This is a genomic window from Prauserella aidingensis (genome assembly GCF_024171865.1).
Taxonomy (GTDB): domain Bacteria; phylum Actinomycetota; class Actinomycetes; order Mycobacteriales; family Pseudonocardiaceae; genus Prauserella; species Prauserella aidingensis.
In genome coordinates this window covers 461,369-477,523 of the sequence record NZ_JAMTCN010000001.1, presented here as the reverse complement: position 1 = coordinate 477,523, position 16,155 = coordinate 461,369, and the positions used below count along the sequence as shown (strand labels likewise).

The window sequence follows — 16,155 nt, the reverse complement described above, 5'->3', positions numbered from 1 at the left end:
CCCATGATCTCGTCGCCGCCTACGGCGAAGGCGCCATCGGTGCGTTGTGCGCGACCGCCACGAAAGGATTGCCGACGCTGGCCGACAAGGCCTACCAGGGCGCTGGGATCGGGATCCGCACTCCGTTCAAGAACCCGGCCGATGGCAACATCCTCGATGTCGACAACCGCTGCCACAACATGCTCCTCACCCGACTACGCTGCCTCGGCGAACGCGGCGCCGCCATACTCACCACCCGCTGGAAGACCCTGAACAAGATCACCCTCTGCCCCAGACGCATCGGCGCCATCACCAAAGCCGCACTCGTCCTCACACAGTTCGAACACGACGGACGCTACTGAGAAAACCTCATTGTTCGAGGTCTGGAATGAAGCGACTGCTCGCAACGGCGTCCATCCCTCCTGTTTGTGGGCAGGTCTCCGTCCACGCTCCCGGGACGGTCGATCTGCCGGAGTGGGTAACTGGCGAGGAGCCCGCACTCGCCTCGGAACACGCAGTCGTGATCGCAACGCAGATGGACACGGACGGCGATGTGGTGTTGAGCGTGCTGGAGGGCGACGGTCCCGAGGCCGGGGAGCTCGTGTTGGATGCTGACCTCTCTTTTCCTGAGGCTTCCCTCGAGTTCGGCAGCATCGTCGCGAACGTGCTTCACCGTGTTCGCCTGGCCGCAGCTGGCTACACGCGTGTTCGCGTATACGCCGACCCGCCGGGACTTGCTCGTAGCGTCGTGGTTGTGCTCGATCCAGGCGCAGAGTCATGAGCAGAACGTCCGAGGTCGGGCATGTCTTCGTGGTCCCAACCGGTGACGGTCGCGCAGGGGTTGGCCAGGTAGTCGCGACTTAAGAGCGCCTAATACTACAGCGGGGCTGCTGAGCAGGTCTGTGACATTTCGGATCCGCTTACCGAGGAGCAGGGGGAAGGACGTCATTGTGCTCAGGCCCTGTTCCCATCGGAAGATGATCCGCACGGGTGCGGCACAGGATCGGCCGGTCGGTTTACGGAACTCGACGACACAGCCGTCGCAGTCGGTCGTCGCACGAGCCCGGACCCGGTCGTGCTGTCGATCGACGCAGCGGCCGCGTCATCGGCCGGGGTCACGTTCTATGCAGGCAACGAGCACGTGTGGCTCGTCGACCACGTCCCGGCCCGATACATCACCCCAGCCTGACAGCCGGGCCGCTGCGGACACACCTCCGTCCGCGCCCGCGACTCCCGTCTTGACAACCCCGACCCGACCGCGGTCCCATATCTGACAACGGTCGTTTCCAGATGGGCGGAGCCCGGAGACCGCCGGAGCAGGGTGCAAGCGGAGGTCCTCGCGGATCTCGTCGAGCAAGGAGGCCCGATGAGCACCGAACAGACAGCGCAGTCCCCACGGCCGGCGGCAGGGTCACAGCCCAGAGACGGGTCCGGGACGGGGGAGTTGGCGGTGGATGGTGGCACCTCGGCCGCCACCATGCGCCGGGACGTCGTCGTCGGCGCGGGACTGCTCGCCGCGGCGGCGAACATCATCATGCAGCTCGCGCGCCCCGGAGTCGGCTACGGCGTGGTGGAAAGCAACGTCGACGACGGCAACGTCTACAAACGACCCTTCAAACGCGGCCGCACCACGTTGACCTATCTGGCCGTGGCCATGCTCGGCACCGACGAGGAACGCCGGGCCTACCGCCGGGCCGTCAACAAACAGCACGCCCAGGTGCGCTCCGACGCGTCGAGCCCGGTCGAGTACAACGCCTTCGACCCCGAACTACAGCTGTGGGTCGCGGCATGCCTGTACAAGGGCTTCGAAGACATCTACGTCGCCTACCTCGGAGACCTGCCCGCCGACAAACTCGACGACATCTACCGCTCGGCCGCCCCACTAGGGACGACGCTGCAGGTGCGCGAGGACATGTGGCCCGAGAGTCGGGCGGCGTTCGAAGAATACTGGCAGCGCAACCTGGCGAAGGTCCACATCGACGACACCGTGCGCGACTACCTCCACGGCATCGCCACCGCCTCCTTCTTCCCGAAACCGCTCCACCTGCTGCTCCGCCGGTTCAACCTGTTCGTCACCACCGGATTCCTGCCCGAGGAGTTCCGGGACCAGATGCGACTGACGTGGACACCCCGCCAACAGCGGCGATTCGACGCCATGAACCGGATGCTCGGCCGCGTGATCCGCGCGCTGCCGCTCCCGCTGCGCGCCTTCCCCTACAACGCCTACCTGTGGGACGTGCGGCGACGGCTCCGCACCGGCAAACCCCTGGTATGACCGCACGGCACGCGAGGGAGCGACCCCACCCGGGTAGTTCAGGTGTTTACTATCCGCGGCGGGTGGCGGTTAGAGTGGTGGCATGACGGCGAGTGACTCCGGCGAGCTGGACTTCTGGTCGTTCGTCGAACTCGCCAACCGCAGGCTCGCCCGCGAGTACGGCTTCCGGCACCAGCTCGCCACCGAACTGCTGCTCACCCTCAACCGCGCCTCCACCATCGTCACCTACGACCTCGAGGCATCCGTGCACCGGCCACGCGGACTGTCGTGGTCCGGGTTCCGGCTGCTGTTCGTGACATGGCTGGCCGGGCCACTCGAAGCGAAGAAGGCGGCCGAACTGACCGGAATGAGCCGCGCCGCGGTGTCCAACCTGGCCAAGACGCTCGTGTCCGGCGGGTTGCTCAGCAGAGACCCCGCGGCAGGCGACGGCCGGTCGGTCCTGCTGTCGCTCACCGACACCGGGCACCAGGAGATGGTCGACGTGTTCCGCGCGCACAACGAACGCGAACACGAATGGGCCGGCGCGCTCACGCCCGAGGAACAGCGCATCCTGATCATGCTGCTCGACAAGCTCGTCACCCACCGCGACCAATTCGACGTCCGCGGGCGCAACTGAGCCGCACACCCATCCGGCCCTCACACCGGCGGCGTGGCGGCCCCGAACGCCGGTTCGGCCGGCTCCGCGCCCGCGCACGTGTTGAAACTAGTACAGGCGTTAACTACCGTGGGGTGTGCGCGCCCTCGCGGTGCGCGGCCGGTGACAGCAAGGAGGCAGTCATGGCGTACTACCGCCGAGTCGGCAGCGTGCCACCGAAACGCCACACGCAGCACCGCACCCCGGACGGCGGGCTGTACTACGAGGAGCTCATGGGGGAGGAGGGATTCTCCTCCGACTCGTCGCTGCTCTACCACCGCGGCATTCCGTCGGCGATCGTCGACTCGCGCGTCTGGGAACTGCCGGAGACGTCCACCACACCGAACCACCCGCTCAAGCCGCGGCACCTGAAACTCCACGACCTGTTCCCGAAGGAGACCTGGGCCGAGACCGACGTGGTCACCGGGCGCAGGCTCGTGCTCGGCAACGCCGACGTCCGCCTCTCCTACGTCGTGTCCACGAAGGACTCACCGCTGTACCGCAACGCGAGCGGCGACGAGATCGTCTACGTCGAATCCGGCCAGGCGACCGTGGAAACGGTGTTCGGCAGCCTCGAAGCCACGTCCGGCGACTACGTGTTCCTGCCGATGTCCACCACCCACCGGTGGCTGCCCCACGGCGACGGGCCGCTGCGCGCGTACGCGATCGAGGCCGGCAGTCACATCGCGCCGCCGACGCGGTACCTGTCGCGCCACGGCCAGTTCCTGGAGCACGCACCCTACTGCGAACGCGACCTGCACGGGCCTGCCGAACCGCTGCTGCGGGAGGGCACCGACGTGGAGGTGTACGTCAAACACCGCGTCGGCGGTGGCATCGGCGGCAGCGTCCTCGTCTACCCGGAGCACCCGTTCGACGTCGTCGGCTGGGACGGCTGCCTGTACCCGTTCACGTTCAGCGTGCACGACTTCGAACCCATCACGGGCCGGGTGCACCAGCCGCCGCCCGTGCACCAGGCCTTCGAGGGCACCAACTTCGTCATCTGCAACTTCGTCCCGCGCAAGGTGGACTACCACCCGCTGTCGGTGCCCGTGCCGTACTACCACTCCAATGTGGACTCCGACGAGATCATGTTCTACTGCGGCGGCGACTACGAGGCGCGGAAAGGCTCGGGCATCGGGCAGGGCTCGATCTCCTGGCACCCCGGCGGCCACTCGCACGGCCCGCAGCCCGGCGCGGTGGAGAAGAGCCTCGGCGCCGAGTTCTTCGACGAGCTGGCCGTCATGGTCGACACGTTCCGCCCGCTCGAACTCGGCGAGGGCGGCCTCGCCTGCGAGGACCCGAACTACGCCTGGACCTGGTCCGGGCGCGGCCCCGCACAGTGACCACGCCGCCGGAGACCCCGCTGCCGAAGACCATGCCGCCGGACATCCCGGAGTGACCCCGTGACGACCATCGCCGTCCCCGCAGGCTCGCCGTTCGGGCTCGACAACCTGCCCTACGGCGTGTTCTCCACGCCCGGCACCGGCCCGCGGGTCGGCGTGCGCGTCGCCGACTCGGTCGTCGACCTGGCCGCGACACTCGGCGACGCGGTGTTCGCGCGTCCGTCGCTGAACGCGTTCATGGCACAGGGGCGCGCCCGGTGGGACGAGGTGCGGCGACGGGTCGCCGACCTGGCGGCGGGGGAGCTCCCCGACGAGGCGGTGCACCCGGTGTTGGCGGTGACGATGCACCGGCCGTTCGACGTCGCCGACTACGTCGACTTCTACGCCTCCGAACACCACGCCACGAACCTCGGCCGCATCCTGCGCCCGGACTCCGAGCCGCTGTTGCCGAACTGGAAGCACCTGCCGGTCGGCTACCACGGGCGGGCCGGCACGGTCGTCGTCACCGGCACCGACGTCGTCCGCCCGTGCGGGCAGCGCACGTCCGAGGGCGGCCCGGTGTTCGGCCCGTCGCAGCGGCTCGACATCGAGGCCGAGCTCGGCTTCGTCGTCGGCACGCCCTTGCCGCTGGGATCGCGGGTGAGCACCGCCGAGTTCGCCGACCACGTGTTCGGCGCGGTCCTGGTCAACGACTGGTCGGCGCGCGACATCCAGGCGTGGGAGTACCAGCCGCTCGGCCCGCACCTCGGCAAGAGCTTCGCCACGTCGATCTCCGCCTGGGTGGTGCCGCTGCAGGCGCTCGAGGCCGCCCGCGTGGCGGGGCCGGTGCAGGAACCGCAGGTGCTGCCGTACCTGGCCGAACAGGAGGACTGGGGACTCGACATCGACCTGGCCGTCAGCTGGAACGGCCAGGTCGTCTCCCGCCCGGTGTACCGGGAGATGTACTGGTCGCCCGCCCAGATGCTCGCCCACCTGACCGTGAACGGCGCAGCCACGAACACGGGCGACCTGTACGCGTCCGGAACGATCTCCGGCCCCGGACGCCACGAGCGGGGAGCGCTCATCGAGATCACGTGGGGCGGCCGGGACCCGGTGGACGTCGCGGGGAGGCCGAGCACGTTCCTCGAGGACGGCGACGAGGTGACGATCAGCGCCACCGCGCCCGGTGCGGCCGGGGGCCGAATCGGATTCGGCGACGTCACCGGCCGCATCCTGCCCGCGGTGGACCTGCCTGCGTGAACGGTGACTCCGCTCCGTGGCCGCGGCCCGACGACGGGACCCGGTCACGGCGCCGTGCAACGCTCTGCGCCCTTCACCTCCTCGTGCTGCCGCCCGTCCTGCTCTGACCAGGAAGAACGGTCACCGCGGGCGATCGATCGCCGGGCAGGGCCAACCTTTTCGGCGCCGTTTGCGTCACAGTGCACGGAAGTGGTGGAAACCACCCGAACGGTGGTTGGCATCATGGAGCGCCGGTACAGACGAGAGTGAGGTATGCCGTGACGCAGTCGCCGCCAGCGCCGCCGGAGGTGTCGGCACCGGCCGCCCCGGCGCCGGGCAAGACCCGGTACCGGCCCGAGCTGCAAGGCCTTCGCGCGCTCGCGTGTGCGCTGGTGGTCATCTACCACGTGTGGCTGGACCGCGTGTCCGGCGGCGTGGACGTGTTCTTCTTCATCACCGGCTTCCTGATCACGGGGCAGCTCTTCCGGGCGAGCCTGCGGGACCGGGTCCGGTTCCGCGCCACCTGGGGACGGTTCGTCAAGCGGCTCGTGCCCTCGATGGCGACCGTGCTCGTCGGCGTGGTGATCGCGGCCTACTTCCTGCTGCCGGAGACGCGGTGGCAGCAGACCGCGGGCGAGATCGTGGCCTCGGCGCTGTTCTTCGAGAACTGGCAACTGGCGGCCCAGTCCGCCGACTACTTCGCCCAGCACGACCAGGCCAGCGTCGTGCAGCACTTCTGGTCGCTGTCCATCCAGGGGCAGTTTTACCTCGTGTGGCCGCTGCTGATCGCCGCGTTCGCGTTCGTCGTGAAGCGGTTCGGCGGGAACCTGCACCGGTGGCTGTTCGGCCTGCTGACCGTGCTGACGGCCGGGTCGTTGGCCTACTCGGTGTACCTGACGGCCGCCGACCAGCAGTTCGCCTACTTCATGTCGGCGACGCGGGTCTGGGAGTTCGCACTGGGCGGGCTGGTCGCGCTGGCGATCGACCGGCTCGCCCTGCCGCGCGCGATCCGGATCCTGCTCGGCTGGGTCGGTGTCGCCGGCCTCGTGCTGTGCGGCCTGGTGCTGCAGGTCGGCACCATGTTCCCCGGCTACGTCGCGCTGTGGCCGGTCGTGGCGGCCGCGCTGGTACTCGTGGCCGGTCAGACGGGCACGGTGTTCGGCGCCGATCGCATGCTGTCGTCACGCCCGCTGAACTACCTGGGCAACGTCAGCTTCTCGCTGTACCTGTGGCACTGGCCGGTGCTGCTGTTCTACGTGTTGCTGCGGGACCGGCCGGAGGTCGGCCTGCGCGGCGGTGCCGTCGTCATCGCCGTGTCGCTGGCACTGGCGATGCTGACCTACCACCTGGTCGAACAGCCCGTCCTGCGGGCCAAGGCGGACACGCGGACCGTGTGGGGGTCCTACCGGATCGGTGCGTCGATGCTCGCTGTCGTGCTCGCCGTGGCGGGCGCGTGGCAGCTGGCGGCGGTCGAGCGGGCCACCTTCGTGCAGAAGGAGGACGACCCGGCCCACCCCGGTGCGGAGGTCCTCTCGCCCGGCGGTCCGCACGCGGACGGCGACGCCGAACCGATCCCGCCGTTCGCCGCGTTGCCCAAGCAGTACGACAACTTCACCGCGGAGCAGTGTCGCCACTCCGACAAGAACGAGATCGTCGTCATCTGCAACGAGAGCCTCAACCCGAATCCGACGCGGCGCATCGTCGTCGCCGGCGACTCGCATTCGCAGCAGTTCAACGCCGCGCTGCGACCCGCGGCCGAGAAGGCCGGGTGGGAAATCATCTCCATGGGCCGCGGCGGGTGCCCGCTCACCACGGAGGCGCCCAACAACCCCGAGTGCGCCGCCTGGAACGAGACGGTCATGCAGGAGATCCTCGAGATCAAGCCGGATGCCGTGTTCACCATGGCCAGCCGCGACGCCCACCCGCTGCGGGACGAGATCACCCCGGCCGGCTACGTCGAACAGTGGCGGACGCTCGAGGAGGCGGGCATCCCGGTGATCGCCGCCCGTGACAACCCGCGGTTCAACCGATCCCTCGCCGACTGTGCGGAGAAGCGCGGCGTGGACCACCCGTCGTGTTCGGTCGCGCGCGACAAGGTCTACGACCCGCAGCCGTCCTGGACCGCCGTCGAGAACCTGCCGCGGAACGTGCAGTTCGTCGACTTCAGCGACTACTTCTGCACCCCGACCGAATGCCCGCCGATGATCGGGAACGTCCTGGTCTACCTGGACAACAACCACATCACGAAGGCGTACATGAAGACGTTGGCGCCGATGGTGCGGGAACGGGTGAGCGGGATCCTCGACCGCGTCGGCTGACATGCGCAGCGGCCCGGCCGGGGCGACGGGACGTCCGCGCCCCGGCCGAAGCGGGTCACTCGCCCCGGCGGTTCTTCGCGCGCTGGTAGAAGTACGCGGCCCAGAAGCCGACGGCCGCCAGCACCATCACGACGGCGAACACCCACATGCCGAGATTCGACTCGGCCTCGGTCAGCATCAACGCGACCGCCGCCACGGCCAGCACGGACAGCGCGATCATGCCGTGGACGACGCGGCGCGGGATCTCGATTTCGGCCATGTGGGCCATCCTGTCAAGACGCGCCGGGCCGGGCAGGCGCCGGTCCACCCCTTCGGCCGTGGGCACGCGCCTGCGAGGCGATCACAGCCCCCAGTCGGCCGCCACGGCGTCGTTGTCGGACCCCCGTGCGTGCGGCGGCTCGGGCACCGCCGGTTCGGTGCGCGAGAACCGCGGCGCGGGCGCGGGCTGGACGACGCCGTCGATCTCGACGAACGTGCCCCGCGCCGCGACGTGGGGATGGTCGGCGACCTCGTCCCACGTCAGCACCGGCGTGACGCACGCGTCGGTGCCGTCGAACACGGCCGCCCACTCGTCCCGGGTGCGGCCCGCGAAGACCTGCGTGAACCGTGCCCGCAACGCGGGCCAGCCCGACCGGTCGTGCTGGTCGGGCAGCTCCTCGTCGGCCAGACCGAGACCCTCGATCAGCCGCGCGTAGAACTGCCCCTCGAGCGCGCCCACCGCGACGTACCGGCCGTCCGAGCAGACGTAGGTGTCGTAGAACGGCGCGCCCGAGTCGAGCAGGTTGCCCGCCCGCTCCGAGGACCACGCCCCGACGCCGCGCAGGGACCAGAGCATCTGGGCGAGCACGCTCGCACCGTCGACCATCGCCGCGTCCACGACCTGGCCACTGCCGGAACGCTCCCGCTCCCACAGCGCCGACAGCACGCCCGCGAGGAGGAACATCGACCCGCCGCCGTAGTCTCCGACCAGGTTGAGCGGCGGCGCGGGCGGCTCCTCGGCCCGGCCGATCGCATGGAGCGACCCGGTCAGGCTGATGTAGTTGATGTCGTGCCCCGCCTGCGTGGCCATCGGCCCGTCCTGGCCCCAGCCGGTCATGCGGCCGTACACGAGCCGCGGGTTGACGTCGTGGCACTCGTCGGGCCCGACGCCGAGCCGCTCGGCCACGCCCGGCCGGAACCCTTCGAGCAGCACGTCGGCCTTGCCGGCCAGGTCGAGCACGAACCGGGTGCCGTCGGCGGACTTCAGGTCGGCGGTCACGGAGCGCTTCCCGCGCATCAGGTGGTCGGACTTGCCGCCGTGGATGTCCAGCGCACCGGACGGCCGTTCCACCCGGACGACGTCGGCGCCGAGGTCGGCCAGGATCATGCCGGCGTGCGGCACCGGGCCGATGGCGGGCAGTTCGACGACTTTCAGACCGCTGAGAGGGCCAGGCACGTTGTCGTTCACCTCGTTGCTCGGGACTCGTGGTCGTGGATCGGAATCGGGGTCGCGGGGAGCCGGGAAGGGCCGGACGGCAGGCGGGTGCAAGGGATCCGGCCGGGGTCACGGCCGGCCCGCGCCCCTGCTCGGGACCCGGCCCCGTCACGGTAGCCGGACAGGGCACGGACCAGCTTTCCGTACGCGCCGAGGCGGCCGGGGGAGACGTAGATCACGGGTGACGTGTCGCGCCCACGGTTACGCTGCGCGGTAAGCGCACGCTTTCCTAGTGGGCCGACGGCATCCGTGATGCCGGTGACGGTGTCCGGCGGAGCCGGCGGCTCCCGACGTCCTGCGAAAGGAAACGCAATGGTTCGCACCCGGTTCTGCGACGTGTTCGGCGTCGACCATCCGATCGTGCAGGGCGGGATGCAGTGGGTCGGCACGGCCGAGCTGGTCTCGGCCGTGGCCAACGCCGGCGCGCTCGGCTTCCTGACGGCGCTGACGCAGCCCACGCCGGAGGATCTGGCCAAGGAGATCGCGCGGTGCCGTGAGATGACGGACAAGCCGTTCGGCGTCAACCTCACGATCCTGCCGTCGATCAACCCGCCGCCGTACGCCGAGTACCGCGACGTCATCGTCGAATCCGGCGTTCCCGTGGTCGAGACCGCCGGATTCAACCCCGCCGAGCACCTGCCGACGTTCCAGGGCGGCGGCGTGAAGGTGCTGCACAAGTGCACGAGCGTGCGCCACGCCGTGAAGGCCCAGGAACTCGGTGTCGACGGCATCTCCATCGACGGCTTCGAATGCGCGGGCCACCCCGGTGAGGACGACATCCCGGGACTGGTGCTGATCCCCGCGGCCGCCGACAGGGTCACGATCCCGATGGTCGCCTCCGGCGGCTTCGGCGACGCCCGTGGCCTCGTCGCGGCGCTGGCGCTCGGCGCCGACGGCATCAACATGGGCACCCGGTTCGTCGCCACCCAGGAGGCGCCCGTGCACGAGAACGTCAAGCGGGCCATGGTGGACAACAGTGAACGGGACACCGAGCTGATCTTCCGCCCGCTGCGCAACACCGCACGGGTCGCGAGCAACACGGTCAGCCGCGAGGTCGTGTCGATCCTGGACGGCGGCGGCGAGTTCGAGGACGTGCGCGAGCTCGTCGCCGGCAACCGGGGCCGCACCCGGGTGCTCGAGCAGGGCGACACCGACGGCGGCATCTGGTCCGCGGGCCTGGTTCAGGGCCTGATCCAGGACGTCCCGACCGTCGCCGAACTGGTCTCGCGCATCGCGGGCGGCGCGGACGAACTGATCAACCGGCGGCTCGCCGGGCTGGCGGGCTGACGCGGCCCGGGACAGTCCGGTACACCGCCATTCCTGTACACCGCCGTACATCCGAGGAGAACATATGGACATCGCAGGGTCGGTCGCGCTGGTGACCGGGGGAGCGTCGGGGCTCGGAGTCGCCACGGTGCGGGAGCTGCACGGGCAGGGCGCGACGATCGTGATCCTCGACCTGCCGTCGTCCGACGGCGAGGCGGTCGCCCAGCAACTGGGCGAGCGCGCCGTGTTCGTCGCCGGGGACGTGACCAGCGAGGACGACGTCGCAGCCGCCGTGGACGCCGCGGCGAAGCTCGGCCCGCTGCGCATCACGGTCAACTGCGCGGGGATCGGCAACGCGGTCAAGACCGTGTCGAAGAAGGGCGCGTTCCCGCTCGCCGACTTCACCAAGGTCGTCAGCATCAACCTCATCGGCACGTTCAACGTGATCCGGCTCGCCGCCGAGCGGATGTCGCAGACCGAGGAGGTCGGCGAGGAGCGCGGCGTCATCGTCAACACCGCGTCGGTGGCCGCCTACGACGGCCAGATCGGGCAGGCGGCCTACTCGGCCTCGAAGGGCGGCATCGTCGGCATGACGCTGCCGATCGCCCGCGACCTGGCGAGCCTGAAGATCCGCGTCGTCACGATCGCGCCGGGCCTGTTCCAGACCCCACTGTTCGCGGGCCTGCCCGAGGACGCCGTCGCGTCTCTCGGCGAGCAGGTGCCGCACCCGTCGCGGTTGGGCGACCCGGTCGAGTACGGCTCGCTGGCACGGCACATCGTGGAGAACCCGATGCTCAACGGCGAGACGATCCGACTCGACGGCGCGATCCGCATGGCCCCGCGCTGACGACCCGCCGGGTGGGCCCGGTGCGGCGAGAGGCCGCACCGGGCCCACCCGGCTGTCCGCGGTCGGGGCAGGTGCGCCGCGGGGTCCCGACGGCGGCCGGAGGCCGGGTGCTCAGAGGCCGCCGCGGGCGACCAGCTGGCGGGCCACGACGTCCCGCTGGATCTCGTTGGTGCCCTCGCCGACGATCATCAGCGGCGCGTCACGGAAGTAACGTTCGACGTCGAACTCGGTGGAGTAGCCGTACCCGCCGTGCACCCGCACCGCGGTCAGCGCAACCTCCATCGCGGTCTCGGAACAGAACAGCTTGGCCATGCCCGCCTCCATGTCGGAGCGCCGCCCGGAGTCGTAGCTGCGGGCGGCGTGCAACAGCAGTTGCCGCGCGGCGGAGAGTTTCGTGCCCATCTCGGCGAGGTGGTTGCCCACCGACTGGTGCTTCCAGATCGGGACGCCGAACGACTCGCGCTCCTGGGCGTACCGCAGGGCGTCGTCGAACGCCGCACGCGCGACGCCCGTGGCCCGCGCGGCCACCTGGATCCGGCCGATCTCGAGGCCGCGCATCATCTGCGCGAAACCCTTGCCCTCGACACCGCCGAGCAGGGCGCTCGCGGGCACGTGGCAGTCGTCGAACGACAGCTCGCAGCTCTCGACACCCTTGTAGCCCAGCTTCGGCAGGTCCCGGGAGACGGTGAAGCCCGGCCCCTTCTCGACGAGCAGCACGCTGATGCCGCGGTGCGGCGGGTCGGCGTCGGGGTCGGTCTTGCACAGCACGGCGACCAGCCCGGCGCGGCGGGCGTTGCTGATCCACGTCTTCGCACCGTTGAGCACGTACCCGCCGGAGGTGTCGCCGTCCCCGCTCGCAGGCGCGGCGACGGTCCGCAGAGCCTGCAGGTCCGAACCGCCGCCGGGCTCGGTCAGCGCCATGGTCGCGCGGAGCTCCCCGGTCGCCATGCGGGGCAGGTACTTCTGCTTCTGCGCCTCGGTGCCGTAGTCGGACAGCAGTTTCGCGACGACGGTGTGGCCGCCCATCGCGCCGGCCAGGCTCATCCAGCCGCGGGCCAGTTCCTCGGTCACGAGTGCGTAGCACGGTGCCGAGACCCGCACCTCGCCGTAGGGCTCCGGCACGGCCAACCCGAAGATCCCGAGCTGCTTCATCTGCTCGACGAGCGCCTCGGGGTAGACGTTGTCGTGTTCGAGGTCGCGCACCACGGGCCGCACGTCCCTGTCGACGAACTCGCGCACGGTGTCCACGATGGCCTGTTCGTCGGCGTCCAGGCCTGCTTCTGTCGTCATCATTCACTCCCTGTCCGAAGAATCCGTTCGCCTCACCGGGGTGCCGGTCAGGCGTGGAACCGCACGTCCGCCGTCGCGTGGCGGTCGTCGGCGGCGCTCGCGACGGTCAACGCCGCGCCTCCGTCGTCGTCCGGACCACCGCGGACGAGGACCGGCATCCCGCTGAACACGGGCCGCCGCAGCCGGAACCGCACCTCGGCCACCGGCCGCGGGTCGCCGCGCCGCACGGCCTCGAGCATGAGCAGCACCAGGAGCGGCCCGTGCACCACGAGCCCCGGGTAGCCCTCCACGTCGCGTGCGTAGGGCAGGTCGTAGTGGATGCGGTGCGTGTTGGCCGTCAGCGCGCTGAACCGGAACAGCGTCACCGGCGACGTGTCCGGCGTCAGCAGCCACGGCCGTCCGTCCGAACCAGGCGTGTCGGTCGGGACGGCGAACGTCCTGGGGCCCTCGTCACCGGAGCGGTAGACGTAGTCGATGTCCTCCACGACGCGGTCGTGGCCGTGCTGGCGCCACGTGCTGCGGACGGTGACGAACGCCAGTTCGCCGCTGCCACCCTCTTTGACCGTGCACGCGGCGACCTCGGACGTGCGGTGCACCGGCGCGCCGATCTCCAACGCGCCGTCGAACCGGACGCGGCCGCCGGCGAACATGCGTCTGCGGTCGGGGACGGGTGGCAGGAACGGGCCGTGACGGGGGTGGCCGTCCGGGCCGAGGGCCTCGTTCGGGGGCCATTCGAGCAGCTGCAACCAGTGCCAGAGCGGCGGGAGCCGGTCCCCGGCGCGTGCGACGACCGGCTGGTCGAGGACCGCCGAGAGTGCCGCCACCGGTTCGCCCGCGACGAGGCCCTCGTCGCGGGCCGGTTCGGGGTTCCAGTCGTCGAGGTGTTCCTGCAGTCCCACGCCCACGTCCTTGCTGTTCCCGTTGTCTGCCACCCGTGCGGCGCTGTCGGTCCTCGGGTCGCCTCACTCCGTACGTCGCGTCGCCCGCACGGTTTTCGTGCATTCTATAGAATCAGGGAGCCCTGGTTCTGGATCGTGTTCCACGTCACCCGAAGGGGCGAGGTGCTCGACGGCCGGTCGGCTACGGACGTCGGCCACCGGGCACGAAACGTGCACCCTCTCGCCGAATGATTGGTCACATGGTGGGTTCCCGATTCCCTCGCGCGCGCCGACCGGGTACCGAGGACGGGTGGGCTCGTGCGGGAGAGGCATCCGTGCGAGCGGCGGCGACGGTGGAAGTGAGGTGGTGGGCGACGCCCCGACGTCGCCGCGGGCGACCCCCCGCGGCGAACCGCGACCGTGCGAGACCGCGGTGCGCGCGACCCGCAGCGTGAGACCGGAGCGCGAGGCCGCAGCGTGCGACCGCAGCGTGAGCCGGTGCGGGTTCCCGACTCCCTGACCAGAGCACGACCCGACGACGTGTCTGCTCCCGGTGCGGCCCCGCGCCGCCCGGGTGCGGGAAGCCGCATACCAGTGGAGGAAGCGATGGCGACGGACGCCGACAAGATCAAGGTGACCATTCTGCCGACCGGCACGATGCACGCCGACCTGACGTGGCTGCTCATCGACCCGCAACGGATGGCGACACGCGGCAACCCGGGCAAACAGCGGGACTGGGTGCCGGTGCCGACCCATGTGGTCTACATCGAACACCCCGACGGCACGAAACTCCTGTGGGACGCGGGCGTCCCGCGGGACTGGGAACAGCGCTGGGGACCGACCGGACTGGACCAGTTCTTCCCCGTCGACGAGGTCACCGACGACATGTGGCTCGACGCCCGCCTGAAGCAGCTGAACCTCGCGCCCGGCGACATCGACTACCTGTTGCTGTCGCACCTGCACATGGACCATGCGGCCAACGCGAAGCTGTGGCAGGACACCGGCACGAAGATCGTCGTCGACGAGGCCGAGAAGCGGGGCGCCTTCAGTTTCGACGGGTACAACAAGGGCGCCCACATCAAGTCCGACTACGACGGCCTCGAACTCGACACGATCAACGAGGACACCGAACTGCTGCCGGGGGTGACACTGCTGCGCACCCCGGGACACACCTGGGGCACGTTGTCGCTGCAGGTCGACCTCGCCGACTCCGGAACGATGCTGTTCACATCGGACTCGCTGTACCTGCGCGAGAGTTACGGACCGCCGCCGATCGCGGCCGGCATCGTCTACGACACCGTCGCCTGGTTCGAATCGGTGGAGAAGATCCGCGGCATCGAGGAGCGGACCGGCGCGACGATCGTGTTCGGGCACGCCGCCGACCAGATGGCCGAGCTCAGGACCGGACCGGGCAACCACTACACGTGAGCAGGCCGGGCGAACCCGTGAAGGAGGCGTGACGAGATGCCGTTGTTCGACTACCGCTGCCGCTGCGGGGCACGGTTCGAGAAACTCCAGCCGAGCTGGCGCAGCCCCGACCCGGACTGTCCCGCGTGCGGGGCCTCCGCATCGCGCATGCCGTCCGCGGTCTCCCTCGCGGGCGGCGCGCGGCCGCCCGCCGGTCCGGACCAGGCGCCGACGTCCTGGGAGGGAACCGGCCGCGGGGACAGGGAGTACGTCGCCCAGTGGCGGCGGAAGCTGGAGCACCGGGAGCGGCTCGCCGAGAAGTATCCGGAGTTGTCGACCCGACGGGACGCGGTGGCCGCCCACGAGGGCAGGTTCGAACGGGCACCGCTGACGTATCGGGAACTGGCGCAGCGGGCGTCGGCCTCCGGCGACGCGACCTCGGCGGCCGCCGAGGCGGCGAGGTCCCGGCGCGGGCGGGGACCGAGCCACGGGAGTCTAGAATCGAACGGTGACCGAGAACGCAGCCGACGCGCTCCGCGGCCGGGCGATCCCCACGCGGCGCGGCCCCTTCGGTGACAAGCAGCAGCTGAGCGAGCGCGTCGCCGCGTACGTGCGTGAGGGCATCATGGTCGGCGAGTTCCCGCCGGGGGAGTTCGTCCGCACCGAACACCTCGCGGCGCAGCTCGGCGTGAGTCAGACGCCGGTGCGCGAAGCCCTCATGATCCTGCACAGCGAAGGATCGGTGCGGTGGGAGCCACGGCGCGGTTATCGCGTCGTGGCCCTCACCGGCCGCGACGTGCGGGACCTGTTCCAGGTGCAGGCCTACATCGCGGGTGAGCTGGCGGCCCGCGCGGCGGAACATCTCACCGATGCCGAGATCGACCGCCTCGGCTCGGTCCAGGACGAGCTCACCGAGGCCGAGCGGGCGGGCGAGACGGATCTGGTCGACAGCCTGAACCACGAGATCCATCGGACGGTCAACAAGGCGTCCGGGTCCGCACGGATGGCGTCGCTGCTCAACCTGACCGTCAACTACGTGCCGTTGCGGTTCTTCGGCACGATCGAAGGCTGGCCGTCGGCGTCGGCCCACGACCACGGCGAGATCCTGGCGGCATTGCGGGCGCGGGACCCGCAGGCCGCCCGTACCGCGATGACCGCGCACATCGAGCACATCGGCGAGCTGCTCGTGGCCCACCTCGCGAAGCAGGACATCCTGGCCTGAGCCG

The 16,155-nt window shown here is 70.2% G+C and carries 16 protein-coding genes; 12 read left to right on the top strand and 4 right to left on the bottom strand.

The features are described 5' to 3' along the window. From LY13_RS01955 to LY13_RS01925, 7 genes are all read left to right on the top strand, one after another. The coding region (locus LY13_RS01955) for a transposase family protein (RefSeq protein ID WP_253826363.1) at window positions 1-341 on the top strand (341 nt) is incomplete at its 5' end. A gap of 26 nt (window positions 342-367) precedes the next feature. After that, the gene (locus LY13_RS01950) at window positions 368-760 is read left to right on the top strand and encodes a hypothetical protein (protein ID WP_253826362.1); all 393 of its coding nucleotides are present in this window, start codon (window positions 368-370) and stop codon (window positions 758-760) included. A 669-nt stretch (window positions 761-1,429) separates the two neighbouring features. Continuing rightward, window positions 1,430-2,254: an oxygenase MpaB family protein gene (locus tag LY13_RS01945; protein ID WP_372493715.1), complete on the top strand. Its 825-nt coding sequence runs from the start codon at window positions 1,430-1,432 to the stop codon at window positions 2,252-2,254. 82 nt (window positions 2,255-2,336) lie between these two features. After that, window positions 2,337-2,870, top strand: a complete 534-nt coding sequence (locus tag LY13_RS01940; protein ID WP_253826361.1) for a MarR family winged helix-turn-helix transcriptional regulator — start codon at window positions 2,337-2,339, stop codon at window positions 2,868-2,870. 161 nt (window positions 2,871-3,031) lie between these two features. Then, window positions 3,032-4,231: a homogentisate 1,2-dioxygenase gene (locus LY13_RS01935; RefSeq protein ID WP_253826360.1), complete on the top strand. Its 1,200-nt coding sequence runs from the start codon at window positions 3,032-3,034 to the stop codon at window positions 4,229-4,231. Window positions 4,232-4,291: 60 nt separating this feature from the next. Further along, on the top strand, window positions 4,292-5,470 hold the full coding sequence (gene fahA, locus LY13_RS01930) for a fumarylacetoacetase (protein WP_253826359.1): 1,179 nt from the start codon (window positions 4,292-4,294) through the stop codon (window positions 5,468-5,470). Between the two features lie 257 nt (window positions 5,471-5,727). Further along, window positions 5,728-7,767: an acyltransferase family protein gene (locus LY13_RS01925; RefSeq protein WP_253826358.1), complete on the top strand. Its 2,040-nt coding sequence runs from the start codon at window positions 5,728-5,730 to the stop codon at window positions 7,765-7,767. Between the two features lie 55 nt (window positions 7,768-7,822). On the opposite strand, the gene LY13_RS01920 is transcribed toward LY13_RS01925, so the two are convergent. Further along, on the bottom strand, window positions 7,823-8,026 hold the full coding sequence (locus LY13_RS01920) for a hypothetical protein (protein ID WP_253826357.1): 204 nt from the start codon (window positions 8,024-8,026) through the stop codon (window positions 7,823-7,825). Between the two features lie 81 nt (window positions 8,027-8,107). After that, complete coding sequence (locus LY13_RS01915; RefSeq protein WP_253826356.1) at window positions 8,108-9,202, bottom strand: CaiB/BaiF CoA transferase family protein; 1,095 nt, start codon at window positions 9,200-9,202, stop codon at window positions 8,108-8,110. A 351-nt stretch (window positions 9,203-9,553) separates the two neighbouring features. On the opposite strand from LY13_RS01915, the gene LY13_RS01910 reads away from it, so the two are divergent. Both LY13_RS01910 and LY13_RS01905 read left to right on the top strand, forming a co-directional pair. Next, window positions 9,554-10,528: an NAD(P)H-dependent flavin oxidoreductase gene (locus LY13_RS01910; RefSeq protein ID WP_253826355.1), complete on the top strand. Its 975-nt coding sequence runs from the start codon at window positions 9,554-9,556 to the stop codon at window positions 10,526-10,528. Window positions 10,529-10,592: 64 nt separating this feature from the next. Beyond that, a complete protein-coding gene (locus LY13_RS01905) occupies window positions 10,593-11,354 on the top strand; it encodes a 3-hydroxyacyl-CoA dehydrogenase (protein WP_253826354.1) in 762 nt (253 codons plus the stop codon). A gap of 111 nt (window positions 11,355-11,465) precedes the next feature. Here the strand turns inward: LY13_RS01905 and LY13_RS01900 are convergent, their stop codons facing one another. Both LY13_RS01900 and LY13_RS01895 read right to left on the bottom strand, forming a co-directional pair. Next, complete coding sequence (locus tag LY13_RS01900; RefSeq protein ID WP_253826353.1) at window positions 11,466-12,644, bottom strand: acyl-CoA dehydrogenase family protein; 1,179 nt, start codon at window positions 12,642-12,644, stop codon at window positions 11,466-11,468. 47 nt (window positions 12,645-12,691) lie between these two features. Next, window positions 12,692-13,543 carry an HTD2 family dehydratase gene (locus LY13_RS01895; protein WP_253826352.1) on the bottom strand — a complete coding sequence of 284 codons (852 nt, stop codon included), beginning with the start codon at window positions 13,541-13,543 and terminating at the stop codon, window positions 12,692-12,694. A gap of 585 nt (window positions 13,544-14,128) precedes the next feature. Here LY13_RS01895 and LY13_RS01890 point away from each other — a divergent pair. Genes LY13_RS01890 through LY13_RS01880 form a run of 3 tightly spaced genes read left to right on the top strand, consistent with a single transcriptional unit; the run spans window position 14,129 to window position 16,151 of the window. Continuing rightward, the gene (locus tag LY13_RS01890) at window positions 14,129-14,950 is read left to right on the top strand and encodes an N-acyl homoserine lactonase family protein (protein ID WP_253826351.1); all 822 of its coding nucleotides are present in this window, start codon (window positions 14,129-14,131) and stop codon (window positions 14,948-14,950) included. Between the two features lie 36 nt (window positions 14,951-14,986). Continuing rightward, window positions 14,987-15,505 (top strand): FmdB family zinc ribbon protein, encoded by a 519-nt coding sequence (locus LY13_RS01885; protein WP_253826350.1) that lies wholly within the window; start codon window positions 14,987-14,989, stop codon window positions 15,503-15,505. Further along, window positions 15,438-16,151 (top strand): GntR family transcriptional regulator, encoded by a 714-nt coding sequence (locus LY13_RS01880; RefSeq protein ID WP_253826349.1) that lies wholly within the window; start codon window positions 15,438-15,440, stop codon window positions 16,149-16,151. The genes LY13_RS01885 and LY13_RS01880 overlap by 68 nt, the downstream gene beginning before the upstream one ends. The last annotated feature ends 4 nt before the right edge of the window (window positions 16,152-16,155 follow it).